This is a genomic window from Streptomyces scabichelini, assembly GCF_011045015.1.
GTDB classification, from domain to species: Bacteria; Actinomycetota; Actinomycetes; order Streptomycetales; family Streptomycetaceae; genus Streptomyces; species Streptomyces scabichelini.
This window is the reverse complement of the sequence record NZ_JAAKZY010000091.1, coordinates 24776-38923: the sequence shown is the minus strand read 5'-3', so window position 1 is coordinate 38923 and position 14148 is coordinate 24776. Positions and strand designations below refer to the sequence as shown.

Annotated in this window: 14 protein-coding genes and 1 pseudogene; 6 read left to right on the top strand and 9 right to left on the bottom strand. The window is 67.2% G+C overall.

Annotated elements, in window-relative coordinates; translation table 11 throughout:
- The 3 genes and pseudogenes from G5C60_RS26520 to G5C60_RS26510 form a co-directional block, all read right to left on the bottom strand.
- On the bottom strand, positions 1–767 hold a 767-nt coding region (locus G5C60_RS26520; protein ID WP_165263431.1), incomplete at its 3' end, for a type II secretion system F family protein.
- Positions 764–1618, bottom strand: a complete 855-nt coding sequence (locus G5C60_RS26515) for a type II secretion system F family protein (RefSeq protein WP_165263435.1) — start codon at positions 1616–1618, stop codon at positions 764–766. The genes G5C60_RS26515 and G5C60_RS26520, both read right to left, overlap by 4 nt.
- A gap of 32 nt (positions 1619–1650) precedes the next feature.
- Positions 1651–1968, bottom strand: a pseudogene (locus G5C60_RS26510) (ATPase, T2SS/T4P/T4SS family); the annotation flags it as partial.
- Between the two features lie 61 nt (positions 1969–2029).
- Here G5C60_RS26510 and G5C60_RS26505 point away from each other — a divergent pair.
- The 3 genes from G5C60_RS26505 to G5C60_RS26495 all read left to right on the top strand — a co-directional run bounded on the left by G5C60_RS26505 (position 2030) and on the right by G5C60_RS26495 (position 5839).
- Positions 2030–3601: a recombinase family protein gene (locus tag G5C60_RS26505; protein ID WP_165263430.1), complete on the top strand. Its 1572-nt coding sequence runs from the start codon at positions 2030–2032 to the stop codon at positions 3599–3601.
- Between the two features lie 1298 nt (positions 3602–4899).
- On the top strand, positions 4900–5601 hold the full coding sequence (locus G5C60_RS26500; RefSeq protein WP_165263429.1) for a hypothetical protein: 702 nt from the start codon (positions 4900–4902) through the stop codon (positions 5599–5601).
- Positions 5602–5659: 58 nt separating this feature from the next.
- Entirely contained in the window at positions 5660–5839 is a 180-nt protein-coding gene (locus G5C60_RS26495; RefSeq protein ID WP_165263428.1) for a hypothetical protein, read from the top strand.
- 629 nt (positions 5840–6468) lie between these two features.
- On the opposite strand, the gene G5C60_RS26490 is transcribed toward G5C60_RS26495, so the two are convergent.
- The 3 genes from G5C60_RS26490 to G5C60_RS26480 are packed head-to-tail and all read right to left on the bottom strand — an operon-like array spanning position 6469 to position 8080.
- Complete coding sequence (locus G5C60_RS26490; RefSeq protein ID WP_165263427.1) at positions 6469–7317, bottom strand: helix-turn-helix domain-containing protein; 849 nt, start codon at positions 7315–7317, stop codon at positions 6469–6471.
- 21 nt (positions 7318–7338) lie between these two features.
- Positions 7339–7854, bottom strand: coding sequence for a DUF6879 family protein (locus tag G5C60_RS26485; protein WP_165263426.1), 516 nt, complete (start codon positions 7852–7854; stop codon positions 7339–7341).
- On the bottom strand, positions 7826–8080 hold the full coding sequence (locus G5C60_RS26480) for a hypothetical protein (protein WP_165263434.1): 255 nt from the start codon (positions 8078–8080) through the stop codon (positions 7826–7828). The genes G5C60_RS26485 and G5C60_RS26480 overlap by 29 nt, the downstream gene beginning before the upstream one ends.
- A gap of 434 nt (positions 8081–8514) precedes the next feature.
- Here G5C60_RS26480 and G5C60_RS26475 point away from each other — a divergent pair, with 434 nt between their 5' ends.
- Together G5C60_RS26475 and G5C60_RS52310 are read left to right on the top strand one after the other, a co-directional pair.
- On the top strand, positions 8515–8706 hold the full coding sequence (locus G5C60_RS26475; protein WP_338145928.1) for a hypothetical protein: 192 nt from the start codon (positions 8515–8517) through the stop codon (positions 8704–8706).
- Positions 8703–9038 (top strand): DUF7848 domain-containing protein, encoded by a 336-nt coding sequence (locus G5C60_RS52310; protein WP_241267084.1) that lies wholly within the window; start codon positions 8703–8705, stop codon positions 9036–9038. The genes G5C60_RS26475 and G5C60_RS52310 overlap by 4 nt, the downstream gene beginning before the upstream one ends.
- Positions 9039–9228: 190 nt before the next feature.
- Here G5C60_RS52310 and G5C60_RS26465 read toward each other — a convergent pair whose 3' ends face one another.
- Both G5C60_RS26465 and ssd read right to left on the bottom strand, forming a co-directional pair.
- Positions 9229–10227, bottom strand: coding sequence for a TadA family conjugal transfer-associated ATPase (locus G5C60_RS26465; protein ID WP_241267083.1), 999 nt, complete (start codon positions 10225–10227; stop codon positions 9229–9231).
- A gap of 176 nt (positions 10228–10403) precedes the next feature.
- Entirely contained in the window at positions 10404–11507 is a 1104-nt protein-coding gene (gene ssd, locus G5C60_RS26460; RefSeq protein WP_165263432.1) for a septum site-determining protein Ssd, read from the bottom strand.
- Between the two features lie 582 nt (positions 11508–12089).
- On the opposite strand from ssd, the gene G5C60_RS26455 reads away from it, so the two are divergent.
- The gene (locus G5C60_RS26455; protein ID WP_165263424.1) at positions 12090–12914 is read left to right on the top strand and encodes an HAD family hydrolase; all 825 of its coding nucleotides are present in this window, start codon (positions 12090–12092) and stop codon (positions 12912–12914) included.
- A gap of 398 nt (positions 12915–13312) precedes the next feature.
- Here G5C60_RS26455 and G5C60_RS26450 read toward each other — a convergent pair whose 3' ends face one another.
- Positions 13313–14137, bottom strand: coding sequence for a Fic family protein (locus G5C60_RS26450; protein ID WP_165263423.1), 825 nt, complete (start codon positions 14135–14137; stop codon positions 13313–13315).
- Positions 14138–14148: the final 11 nt, after the last annotated feature.

Genomic DNA, 14148 nt, shown 5'->3' with positions numbered 1-14148 from the left:
CCCCCTCCCAGCACCCCGCCCGCCAAGCCGATCACCACGGGCAGCACCCCGATGGCGATGAACGCGGGCAGGAAACACAGCCCCACCGGCGCGGTGACCATGACGGCCGCCCGCCGCGCACGTGCCGTGGCCGTACGCCCCCACTCCGCACGGGCCTCCGCGGCAAGCCGTGCGACGGGATTCGCCGCAGGTACGCCCGATTCGCCCGCCCGCTCCAGCAACCGGGCCAGTGCGCGGGCGCCGGGCAGGGCTGCCAACCCCCGCCACACCTCGGCGGGTTCACCCCCGAGCCGGACCTCGGCGGCGCCCTTCGCGAGCCGGTCTCCCACGGGCCCTTCCAACGCCTCCCCCACGGCCTGAGCCGCCACCACAGGGCTGGCGCCCGCCTCGATGCAGGCCGCCAACAGGTCGGCCGCAAGCGGCAGTTGCCGCCCGGCCAGGCCCGAGTCGAGCTCCTCCACCGGCGTCGGCCTGCGCTGCCACCGCCTCACCCCGAACCCGGCCACGAGCCCCACGACGACTCCGGGGACGCCGCCGACGAACACCCAGCAGGCGCTCACGGCGCCGACCACCGGCAGCCACTTCCTCACCGGGGCCCGAACGTCGAAGCGTCGTCCGACGGACGTCGGCTTCACGACCAGCACCGCCCCCAGCCGCCTGCGCACCCTCCGCTCCCGCCGCGCCGCTCCCAGGGCCCACACCAGCGACCACAGTCCCGTCGCCAGGCACAGGGCCACCCCCAGCCTGTGGACAGCCTCCGTGCTCATACCGCCTCCGCCCTCCGTACGATCCGCAGCGCCCACCACAGCCCGACGCCCTCCAGCACCCCGCCGACCAGCAGACAGCCGAGGCCCGCGCCGGTGTGCAGCACGACGTGCAGCGGATCGGCGCCGAGCGCGGTACCGAGGAGCAGGCCCAGCAAGGGCAGTCCCGCGAGCAGCACCGCCGTGGACCGCGCTCCCGCCAACTGGGCGCGCAGATCCGCCCGTTGATCCCGCTCCGCGCGCAACGCCGCCTCCAGCCGGTCGAGCCCGGCCGCGAGCCCGGCACCCCGGTCCACGGCGACCCGCCAGCACGCGGCAAGGCCCAGCAGTCCCTCAGCCCCCTGCCGCCGTGCCGCATCGGTGAGCGCACCGGGCACATCGCCGCCGAACCGTGCCGCCGCCAGCACCACCGCCTGCGCATCGCCGAGCCCACCGGAGTCACGAGCGGCCCGCAGCAGCGCCTCGCCCGGCTGCCGCCCGGCGCGCACCTCACCCGCGAGCGCCCCGCACAACGCGATCACCGCAGCGGCCCGCCGCTCCCGCGTACGCCGCGTCTGCCCGGCCTGCCGAGCGCGCCTCACCAGCGGCACCCCGAGCGCGCCCACGACGAGCGGCACCACGGACGCCCCCAGCACGGCGACCACCAACCCGGCGACCAGCGACCACCACTCGCCCCGAAGCCGATGCAGCCGCCGCAACCGCTCCGCAGCCCGCGCCACCCGCTCCCGCACCCTTCGCTCCCTCGTCGGCGGTCCAGCGCCCGCCACCCCGCCAGTGGCGCACAGCAGTTGCGCTCGCCGAGCCCCTGGCCCTTGGCCACCCATCAGCCAGGCCGCCGCCCCGGCACACACCATCGCCGCACCCACCGACACCTCTCCGACCCCCGTCACAGCCCCTCACTCCTCTCACCGAGCAGCCCCCGCAGCCGCTCCCACCCCCGCTCGTACGCGAAGGCCTCCGCTCCCCAGCGCAGTGCCGGCACCGTCACCACGAGCCCCGCCGGATCCCGCTCCAGCACATGCACCTCGGCGATCCGCCGCCGCCCGACCCGGTCGCGTACGAGATGGAGCACCACCGACAGCGCGGCCGCCACCTGGCTGTGCAGGGCGGCCCGGTCGAGTCCCGCCGCCGTGCCCAGCGCCTCCAAGCGGGCCGGCACGCCTGCCGCCGCATTCGCATGGACAGTCCCGCAGCCGCCCGAGTGCCTCGCCTAACCATCCACAGGCGAGAACCCCTCTCTAAGGGTGAATATGAGACGTCCAACCGTGGTCATCTACGACCGACTGTCCCGACTGTTCGCCGAAGAGGCACCCGACCACCGCATAGCAGCGTGCCGCGCGTACGCCGAACAGCGCGGGTGGGAAGTGGTGCACGTCGCCACCGACACCAACGTGAGCGGAGCGAGCAAGCTCGAAGACCGCCCCGGAATGCGGGAAGTCCTGTCGTGGCTGCCGCGCGCTGACTACGTGCTAGCGGCGAAGCTGGACCGGTACGCGCGGAGCGTTCTGGAATTCCAGCGCCTCCTCGACGCTGCCAAGTCGACCCACACCACGATCATCACAGCGGACGGCGTGGTAAGCCCGGAAAACGCAAGCATCATTATCAACGTACTTGCCGCATTCGCCGAGTACGAGCGGGACATGATCACGGCCCGCATCACGGACAGCAAAAAGCACTTCCGGTCACGCGGTAACCACCTGGGCGGATTGGCGCCCTACGGCTACGCGGTCACCGGCCCGGTAAACAACAAGCGTTGGATTATCGACGAAACAGCCGCAGCAATCATCCGCGAATGCGCTGACAAGCTCATCAATCACGGCGCCACGCTGACCGGCCTTACCCGCGAACTCAATAAACGCGGAGTTCTTCCCCCGGCGGACCACGCGCGCCAGCGGGACGGCCGCAAACTGAGCCACGAACGCGAAGGGCGTGACGGACAAAAGAAGAACCCCCAGCGTTGGTACACGACCACGCTGCGGGATGTTCTTTACACGCCCGCCCTTCGCGGGTGGCTTGTGCAGTCCGTTCCCGGAAAGAAGCGCGGCGCTGTCCATAACCAAGCCGTGCTCGACGCTGAGGGGCGCCCCGTTTTCGCAGGGCCCGAGCTTCTCGACGGGGAAACCTGGGCAGCGGCGCGCGCGATCATCGACGGAAATTCGAGGGGACGCGGAGCCGAGCGCACGGGCAAAGCCCTACTCCTTCACGTAGCGCTCTGTTCAGAATGCAACGGCCCGGTATATCGGCAGCGTCGTGCCGTCAATGGAAAGGACTACAGCACGTACGTCTGCCAGAAAGGGATCGGCAAGCGTGGCAAGCACCGGCCGAACGTCATCACGGCGCCCTATCTCGACGATCTTGTGACCGCCGATTACCTGAAGCGGTTCGGCGCGCTGGCCCTTATGCGCTGGGCAGAGCCCGACGGCAGTGCCGTGCTCCAACTTGCCGAAGTCAACGGTCAGTTGGACAACCTTTCGGGGAACCTGGCCAACCTGCCTGCGGGTGGTCGAGCAGCAGCGCGGGTAACCGCTCAGATCACAGCGCTAGAGGCACGCGCAGAGGAGCTAGAGGCGGAAGCGCAGCACGCCGTAGGCCGATGGGTCGACGCCGGGGGCACCATTGAGGAGGAGTGGGAACGGCGCGACGACGAGGGGCGCCGAAGCTTGCTCGCTGATCTCGGTACGCGCGTGGTCATCCGTCCGGCAACCCCGGGCGCCCCTAGGCGGTTCGATCCGGCGCGGGTAGCGGTCACCTACGAGGGTCCGGCCTGGTTCAGGAATGACCCGGCGACAGGTGAGCTTGCCGGTATCGCCATGGTTGAAAGCGGGTTGCTCGACTAGGCACCCCTGAGGGCCGCACTCAGACCCTCCCAGCCCCGCTCGGCCCCCGTGGTCGGGCGGGGCTTTCTCGTGTCCGCAGACGGCCGTACAGCGGCCAGCCGATTAAAGGTATTGACGCGTACTCGACAAGTACTCTCGCTAGATACGGCCTCTCTGATCAAAGAGACTTACGACGAGTTTCGCGGACTCCGGTCCCCACTTCCGGCGTATTTCGACGGACACACCGACCACCCTCAACGGAATACGCGGACACTCAGCCATGGTTTCAGCGAATTACGACCGACTACTACGCCACCTACGCACAGCAGAAGCGGCAGCATGGGAAGCCGTGGGCGGCAGTGAGGAAAGCCGGGAAGTCGCGCACACCCTCATAAGCGAGGCCCTGAGGTTTGCTGAGGCAGCCTCCCAGGCCCCACCGTGCGCGCTGCCCACCTGCAATAACCTCGTTGAGTACAGCGGCAACGGACGACCGGCCCGCTACTGCTCTCGGGGATGCCGGGACCGTGCAGCCTACGCAGCGAGGAAGCAGCCATGACGAATGACGATTTAAACACGCTTCCCGGTTTCCCTTAAGAGACTCTATAGGGATATCGAAATTCAATAAAAATTCGTCATTCGTCACTAATCCCAGGTCAGCCGCTAGATCAACTTAGAGAACGCTCAACTAAGCACCATAGGAGACCCCTGTATGACTCGCTCTGAGGTTTACGAAGCCCGCATGTCCGCTGTCTGCCCCTGCGGTAAGCCCGCTCGGCGCTGGTCCGGCCACGGCCGTCCTACCCGCTACTGCTCGGGCGCTTGTAATGCCCGCGCCTACCGGCAGAGGGTCAAGGCGCGAGGCTAGGAAATTTCCTAGAAGCCCTAGGTGCCGATCTGAGGCGCCTTCTCACACTCGCGCAAGGAAAGGTGCCCCGGCATCGCCTAAGGCGCCCACAAGCCCTCTGAGGGCCCTTGAAGCCCCCGTTACTCCCCAATCGGAGTGGCGGGGGATTTCTCATTTGGTCAGCGTCACAGAACTAGAGATCCCCTCTCTAATTTAACCAAGCGAGGGGATTGGTCATCCTCCGTTTGCGGGTGTGTCAGCACGGGCCCCGGTCGTACCTCCATTCGGCCGGGAGTCTCGTCACCTAGGAAATTTCCTACGTGCTCACCGCCTCTCAGTGTGACGGCAACCACGCTGACTCAGTCTTGCCCCGTTATGTGAACAATCCTCGGTTGCCGCCGGGAGGATCGTTCACATAACGGGGCTTTCTCTTTTCCTGGGAACCATTCCTAGGACCCCGCAGAAACGAGGACCCATGTCCATCACTTTCCGCCCCGAAGACCTTCTCAAAGAGGCCAACGAACTAAGCCCGGTCATCACTGCCGCCCGGCGCGTCGTCGACGAGCAGTCCAAGGGAGTTGATTCGGACGGCGCCCCTGGGATTGCCTCCAAGCTGATTAATGCCGCCATTGAGGCTCAGCGCACGCTCGCTGATGTCCGCAAGTATCCGGCTGGTCGCCGTGCTGAGGCCGATGAAATCCTTCTTACTGCCGAGCGCGCTTACAGCGACTGGAAGGGCAGTATCGACGTAGTCGAAACGGTCTATCTGGCAGACCTCCGCGTGGCAATTTTCAAGGCGCCGACCGGCACCGAAGCGCTGATTGCACGCAGCGACGCTGAGCAAGTTCTCCGTCGGAATGACCTGTCGCTGAACGACGTTTTCCGGACCCTTGTCGCTGCGGGTGGCGCGCTGTCTCAGCTCGCACTTTCGCCCTGGCTCGAACTCGTGGCGACGGGCCGGAATGCTGACGCTAAGGCGCTGCGGATAGCCGCTGAGGCCGCTTTCATTCAGCGTGAGGCCAACAACGGCAATGAGACTGCCAGGAAGCTACAGGCAGCGCCTACGGCGTATGCCAAGCTGCGGGCAGCAATGGCCAAACTCGCCGCCGAGTGCACGGGTGTGAATCGCTCCGCATTCGCTGAGCGGGCTCTTTCATGGGGCAGCGCGAACGCGTAACACATTAGGGCAGGTTAGTGCTGGGTGCGCTGGCCCGCCCATTCCCTTAGGAGGAACAATGCGCTTGCGAGTTGGCTTTGGTCACCAATTCATATTCGCCGGTGAGGTCTACTCCAGCGGCGATGAGCTTGAGGTTCCGGACAACGTGGCCTTGACGCTGATGCGCGCCAAGCTTGCGCTACCCGCTGACGGCACGGCGTGGCCGGATGAGCTATTGGCGGAGCACGAGCGCGAATAGCTCAGCGGAATCGACCACGGAGCGTGACACCCCCCTGGGGAGGGCCCCTTAACGATCATGGACGCCAGAACGCGGGGGAGGGCTTTGTCCGGTTCGCCCGGTTCAGAGAGTGGATCACGTGACACAGCGTGAACCGGGCAGGCTGACGCACTGCAACCTCGCTGCATTACCAAAGAGCCCCGGGTTTCCCTTGAGATTCCCGGGGCTCATTGCTGCCTTTCGGAGGAATGTTTGAACGACTACCAGGACCGACTAAAGCGGCTCGCCGCCGAGTCTGACGAGACGCTCCGCGCCCCTCTGTGGACGTTTCCGCCCGCTGACTGTCTGGCCATTCTCGGGGCACGCCGCAGGCGCTTTGAGGGCCGTTCCGTGACCGCCGATCGGCGCGTGACGTCGTGGGCCGACGCCTACTGAACGGAGCGTGATCGAGGGTGGTCCGCTGTGTCCACTTATGACTGTTACGGGTCGCGCCGGCTCGACCCTGATTCGTCACACAGAGTAGTATCTGATGCCCCATTAGGTCCTGCTGTGGGCCCGCCTACCGGCCCCGCACAGACGAGAACGGCCCTCGGGGCTCCGGTTGATTTCCGGTGACTCTGAGGGCCATTTCTGCGTGAATGCTCGGCGAGTTAAGCCAAAGAGTCGATGGCTGATGTGATGAGCGAACGAGCATCCGCCCCATAAACGGCAATATCTTTCAGGTTCCCAAACGCTTTCACGTACAGCGCCACATCACTTGGCTGCGTTTCCTTGATAGATGCCGACAGAGTCTCGACGTGTACCCGCTGGCTATCGAAGATAGTGAACGTCTCCAGGGGCCAGGATTCCCGGGGCGCCGTGAACGGGATGATGCCCAGCGAGATTGAGGGGAGCGCCATAACTGACAGCAGGTGGCCAAGCTGTGCGGCCATGACTTCGGCGCTTCCTATCCGGTATCGCAAGACTGATTCTTCGATCAGTACCGCAAAGCGGTGGTCACCTTCACGGATGACGTGGGATCTGTTCATACGCGCCGTAACGGCGTCCGCCACGTCGTCCGGTGTTCCTCGAAACTTCGCAATTGAAGTCAGTAGGGCCGTTGCATAGCCGGGCGTCTGAAAGAAGCCCGGTACCACATTGGAACAGTAGACGTGAAATTGGCGTGTTTGCTCATACAGCGGTACGCCCGACTCCTGTAGTCGCCTCAGCCCCGTTCGCTGTAGCCGCTTCCACTGCACATACATGGAGTCTGCTTGCCGGTTGGCCGCAATGAGGTCATCGGCCTGTTCCGGCGCGCTGCACGCTGCACACCATGCGCGAATGTCGGAGTCACTAGGTGGTGTCCTGGCATGCTCTATTCGGGATGACTTGGATTCGCTCCAACCGCAGCGAGCAGCCAACTCGCGCCCTGTAATTCCCGCGTCAAGGCGCATTTCCCGCAACCGACCGGCTACGGCTGCCCTGGCCTCTTGAGCCCTGGACGAAGGAGACGAAGACATAAGTTGGCTGCCCGGGTGTTCTTAGATCTTGTATTCGCTGTGCGGAATGGCACGCTGCCAGATTTCCTCAAATGCCGAAGTGCAGCACTTCAGGTCTCGTGCGTTGGTGCTGAGTTCGTCTGTGACGTGACTGCCGTCCCCGGCGAAGTGGTGGATGCGGAGGAGGTTTCCGTCGAACAGCCAAAAGTCATTGGCGGGTACCAGGAAACCCGTCGCCTGCCTGCGCGGCAACCAGCGCACCTCTTCGCCAGCAATGACATTGGCTTGCGTCGCGTAGTGCTCCCAGCGAATGTATTCGCTAACTGGCTCCGACACGACGCGTGCACGGCGAATTGCTACGCCACGGGAGACGGCGTCCGCAATGGTCTGGTGGAACGGGTGCCACCATGTTTCGCGGTTGTTCCAGTCAACGCGCTCCCCGCGCTGCCATGCTTCTAGCCGTGGGTTGCTGCCGTAGTCATCCCGCATTTCCAGGTGAACGGCAAACTCCCTGGTGTTGGCCAGTAGCTCACTGAACGGCGGAACGCTCGACGGCATCGCACGCTTCCCTGATCATCGGCATCATGCGCGCCGGAATCCTGATGACTTCCTCGCTGTCCGGGATCGGCCCGTTAGCCGGTGTGTTTTCCTCGCAGGCTGCCCGAAGCTCGGGGCTCGCCTTCCAACCCTGAATTACAAGCTCTCCTGACTCTTCGTCAGCCCACACAGTAGGGCAGTGGTCGTGATCGGTGTTCGGGTCGATCCCGACGAACCGTAGCGCCATGTCAGCCTCCGTCAGTGCGCGGTTTGCTTGGACTTGCACAGCCATCTTGCCCTCGTGGTGATCCTCGTCAAGACCGCCTGCGGCAACATCCACGTGCAAGTTCATGCAAGGTAGTGGAGCCGGGCACTGCCTCAGTCGTTGACTGCCCATCTAGCAAGCTATGCAAGGGGGTCGGACGTGAGCGCACGCGCGCTAAAGAAGCCTCTTGACCCCGGGCCCACCGGTCCGGGGCAAGCGGAGATCGTTACCCCATTCCGGTGGGCTACTTGCGTCCGGTGCGGCGTGGTCACCCCCCGTGCCGTGCTCGTAGGCATTAACCCTCGGCCCTCGTCGGGAACTGTGCGAGACAACTACGCCGACGAGGAATGCGCGCGCATCCTCGCTCGGTCGATCTTTGCGCCCAAATGGCTCAGGGCGCGATACGGGGAGGCAGCGTGAGTAAGTTCCTGGTGGTGCGACTCCCCGCCGTGGGCACGCTCGTACTGGACACAGCGACCGGCAGGACCGGCAAGTTCATGGGTCTGCCCCATGGGGGGAGCACGCGCGTGATGCTCCGGCCGGAACACGGCGGGAAAGAGTGGGAGGCCGATCCTGAGAAGATCGTTCCCGTGGAGGTTGCGCCATGACTGCCCCGACGGAGCGCGACGAACTGTCACAGCGTGCCGACGAGTTGGGCGCCGCTATTGAGTCCCACTTGGGAGGGGCTCTGACGACGAGGAAGAAGTACCGGTTCCGCGAGTACACGATCATGCCGGACGTCGAGCGGACGGGCGCCGAGCCGACCACCTTTCACATGCAGTGCAAGGCGGACGGTTGCACGGCCATAAGCGAGATGAGCGGGAAAGCCACGGACGGCACAGCTTGGGCCGAAGCTCACCTCAAGGCCAACCCGACTCATCTTGAGTACCGGGAAGTGATCACCCGCCCGTACATTGCCGAGCCGGGGGACTGGATCTGATGTGCACGGCTTACGAAGACGGGCAACACCGGTACGAGCGGTGCGGCAACGTGTTGGTCTGCGCCTGCGGCTCAACGCTCATGCCCTCGTACTAGCGGCCCTGAGTGCCCTCTGGCGGCCCCGGTCACCCTCTTACCCCCGGGAGGTGGCCGGGGATCTTTCATGCCCTCAGCGGGCCGCTGATCAAGGCTCATCGCGCGGTACCGCCCCGTCCAGTGCGTTCTGTCCCGTGCCTCAACTGCCGTACGTGCGAGAGCAGTTGGGCGCGTGCGTACTGCCCCACTGACCAGCCGACTTGCGTGTATGGTTTGTGTAGGCACTCACCCTCATGACCGGTGTTCAGCGCGGCCAGCAGATGGACGACTTCAGGCCCGCGCACCTCGCCGACGACCAGCCGGTCCGGTCGCATCCGCAGGGCCTGGCGCACCAGGTCCTGGAGGGTGACGAGACCGGCGCCCTCCTGGTTGGCGGGTCTGGATTCGAGGCGTACGACATGCGGATGGTCGGGGCGCAGTTCCGCCGAGTCCTCGGCGAGCACGATCCGCTCACCCGGTCCGACCAGCCCCAGCAGGGCGCTCAGGAGTGTCGTCTTGCCGCTGCCCGTACCGCCGCTGATCAGGAATGACAGCCGGGCGTCGAGCAGCGCCCGCAGCACCCGGTCGCCGCCCGGCGGCACGGTCCCCGCGGCCACCAGTTCGTCGAGCGTGAACGCCCGCGGCCGTACGACCCGCAGCGACAGGCACGTCGAGCCGACCGCGACCGGCGGCAGCACCGCATGCAGACGCGTACCGTCCGGAAGCCGCGCGTCGACCCAGGGGTGCGCGTCGTCGAGCCGTCGCCCGGCCACGGCCGCGAGTCGCTGCGCGAGACGTCGTACGGCCGCGGCGTCCGGAAAGGAGACAGCCGTCAGCTCCAGGCCGCCGCCCCGGTCCACCCACACCCGGTCGGGCGCCGAGACCAGCACATCGGTCACCGTCGGGTCGGCGAGCAGCGGTTCCAGTGGGCCGCTCCCGACCAGCTCGGAGCGCAACCGCTCGGCCGCGCCCAGCACTTCGGCATCGCCCAGCACCCGCCCTTGGTCCCGCAACGCCTGTGCCACCCGCGCCGGAGTCGGCTCGGCCCCACTCTCGGCAAGCCACTGCCGCACCCCGTCCAACAGCTCCGCATCGGCGGGCCGGCCCACACCCATGCGCCCACCCGGCAGCCTCGCGTTCGCGGGCAAGCCCACGCCCGCACGCCCGCCGGACAGCCCCGCATCCGCAGACCGACCCGGACTCGTCTGCCCGCCCAACGGCCCTGCATCCGCCGGCGAACCCACTCCCGTACGCCCGCCGGACCGCCCGGCACGCACACGCGTGCCCCCGCTCATACGCCCCCTCCCGCGACCGCGGCCCGCTGCCAGAACGCCGAGCAGAAGCGGGCGAGCGGCCCTCGGGCGTCTCCCCCGGGCGGAGCCCCGCGCTCCTGCGCCGCCGACAACCCCGTCTCCACGGGCAATTCGCCCGCCAGGGGGAGTCGGAGCAGACGCGCCACCTCCTTGTCGTCCAGGCCGGGCGCGTACGGCCCTCGCACGGCGACCCGCAGGTCGCGCAGGACCATGCCGACCACGGACGCCACCCGCCCGGCCGCCGCGACCGCGCGCAGCTCGGCGGGGACCACGAGCAGTCCCAGGTCCATCTGGGCGAGGGCCTCCGCGACGCCTTCGTCGACCCGGCGCGGCAGGTCCACGACGACCGTGCCGCCCCGCCGTCGAGCCGCGGCCAGCACCGCCCGTACTGCCTCGGGCGCGATGACGACGGAGTCACTGCGATCCCAGCTGAGGACACGCAGCGCGTGCAGTTCGGGCAGCGACTCCTCCAGGGCGCCGCCGCCGACCCGGCCGCGCGAGGCGGCGAAAGCCGGCCAGCGCAGGCCATCGGCCTTCTCGCCGCCGAGGAGTACATCGATTCCGCCGCCCAGCGGATCCGCGTCCACGAGCAGTGTGCGGCGCCCCTCGCGCGCCGAGGTGACAGCGAGCGCGCAGGCCAGCGTGGATGAACCGGCCCCGCCGCGACCGCCGATCACGCCAACGGTGAGCGCGGGAGGGCCGACTCCCTCGGCCACGTCGGCGATCCGGTCGACCAGCCATTGTTCGCCATCGGGCAGCAACAGGACATGGTCGGCGCCGATCTCCACGGCCCGCCGCCACACCCCGGAATCGTCCTGATCGCGCCCAACCAGCACCACTCCGCGCCTGCGCGAGGCCCCCCGCACACGTCGCGCGGCATCATCGCCGACCAGCACCAAGGGCGCGGTCTCCCAGCCCCCTCCACGCTCCGGCACCCCGTGATGGACCTCGGGCCGGGCGCCCGCCGCGGCGCACAGCCTCAGCAGGTCGTCCAGCAGTTCCACGTCCTCCGTGACGATCAACGGCCCGCCCTGCCGCCCCTCCGCGGCCGACGGCCGGTCGTGCGTGATGGCTCCCGCCACGATCTCCATCCCCCTTCGCTGCTTCCTCGCGAAGCCCCTCCGGCCCCGCGAATCCCGCTCACGCGTGAGAACCGGCAACCGGTCCTCCATATGAACCGCCGATACGAACCGGCCATAGCCGCCGGACAAACCGAACCGGCCATGAACTCGCACCCGGCGGCACGCGCTGGAATCACGGTGCAGCGATCCCGAAAATCGTGTGGATCTTGCTCGATAACTGTGGACAACTCGACGGTTGTGAATATCGCGTTCACCCATACCGGTGACCCCTGTACGACTTCCGCAGACTTCCACAGAGCAGCCTGACGACTACACACGGTGACGGATCATGCGTACACGCGAAGAAGCACCGAAGCCGCGCAGGGCGGCCCGGTGCTCAGCGAAGAAAGGGAGAAAACCCATCCGGACATGCGACGACCCCCGCCGGGGGGGAGAGCGGGGGTCGTCCCCACGGCCGACTCGGGGGGGGAGGAGCCGGACCGGGTTAGCACGGTCGCGAACGATCCGTGACTTCCATGGTGTACCCGAGAGGCCTCTCAGGCAAACCCACGCGCCCCACCTTACGCCGAATGGTGGGCGCCTATGCTCAGGCTCGTGGAAAACCACTCCTTGCCCCGCACAGCGGCCTTCTTTGACCTGGACAAGACGGTCATTGCGAAGTCGAGCACGCTCACGTTCAGCAAGTCGTTCTACCAAGGCGGGCTGATCAACCGCCGCGGTGTGTTGCGTACCGCATATGCCCAGTTCGTCTTCCTCGCGGGCGGCGCGGACCACGACCAGATGGAGCGGATGCGCGAGTACCTGTCCGCGCTGTGCCGCGGCTGGAACGTGCGGCAGGTCAGGGAGATCGTCGCAGAGACGCTGCACGACCTGATCGACCCGATCATCTACGACGAGGCGGCCTCCCTCATCGAGGAGCACCACATCGCCGGGCGCGACGTCGTGATCGTGTCCACGTCCGGGACAGAGGTCGTCGAGCCGATCGGTGAACTGCTCGGCGCCGACCGCGTGGTGGCGACCCGCATGGTCGTGGGCGACGACGGCTGCTTCACCGGAGAGGTGGAGTACTACGCGTACGGCCCGACGAAGGCGGAGGCGATCAAGGAGCTGGCCGCGTCCGAGGGGTACGACCTCTCCCGCTGCTACGCCTACAGCGACTCGGCGACCGACCTCCCGATGCTGGAAGCCGTCGGCCATCCCCACGCGGTCAACCCCGACCGTACGCTGCGCCGCGAGGCCACCGCGCGCGCGTGGCCCATTCTCGATTTCCACCACCCGGTGCGGCTGAAGCAGCGGTTGTCCGTGCCGCCCCGGCCTGCCCTGGTCGCGGCGGCCGCGATAGGCGCGGCGGCGGCCACCGCGGGACTGGTCTGGTACGCGAGCCGACGCCGTTCGGTGGTGAGCTGAGCCCGCCCAATAGCCCGCGGCGGCACAGAAGACCGATTCGCTCCTCTTTGAACCCAAAAGTAAAGAAGTACAGCGAGGACTTCCGCTTCCTCCAGTCCTGGAGTACAAAGAAGTTAACGGCCCGCGAGACCAAGGACATCCGAAAGGATCACCTTTAAACGCAACCGAGGCCCCACGGACCGAGCATGAACACTGGGTACCCACGCGACGTCGACCCGTCGATTACGGGCCAGCCGCACCAGGCGACGGGCAACAGTTCCCGACCTGATGGGCAATATTTCGAGGACGCATGGTAACCCGGTGAACATGCCAGCGGCGGTACGAATCCTCGTACCGCCGCAATCCTGTTCAGGGAGTTTTTCGCCCTCCCAGGAGGGCCGTTTTCGAGGCCGGGAGCCTCACGCCGCCCCGCGCTGCAGCGCCTCGCACACCGCCGTCGACTCCCGTACGCCGAGCTCAACAGCCTTGCCGCAGTGGGCGATCCAGGTCGCCATGCCATCCGGGGTGCCGGAGACATAGCCGTCGAAGGCTGCCAGGTAGGCCGCGCGGCCCTGTTCCGCGTGGCCGACCTCGGCCGGGCAGACGGACTTCGGGTCGAGGCCGCTGCCGACCAGGACGATGCGTTCGGCCGCGCGCGCGACCAGGCCGTTGTGGGAGCCGAAGGGGCGCAGGGCGAGAAGTTCGCCGTGCACGACGGCGGCGGTCACCAGGGCCGGGGCGGAGCTTCCCGCGATGACCAGCTGCGAGAGACCGTCGAGGCGGCCCGCGACCTCGGACGCGTCGGGCAGCGGCAGTTCGATCAGCGACTCGTCGACGGGTTCGCCGTCCTGCCGGGGCCGACCGACCTCGTCCCCCTTGTCCGCGGCCGCCACCAGATGCAGCCGCGCCAGTACCCGAAGGGGCGACTGCCGCCAGATGGACAGGAGTTGGCCCGCCTCGGCGGTCAGCCGGAGGGCCGCGCCCACCACCCGGGCCTCGTCGTCGCCGCTGAAGTCAGTGCGTCGGCGCACCTCTTCGAGTGCCCAGTCGGCGCCGGCCAGGGAGGCGGAGCCGCGCGCGCCGCGCAGCGCGGCCTCGGAGGTGATCTCGTTGCTGCGGCGCCGCATGACGCGGTGCCCGTACACCCGGTCCACGGCCTTGCGCACGGACTCCACGGATTCGGCGACGCCGGACAGCGAGCCCAGGGCCGCGAGCGGGTCGGCGTTCGCACCTGTCGTACTCATGAGTACGACCC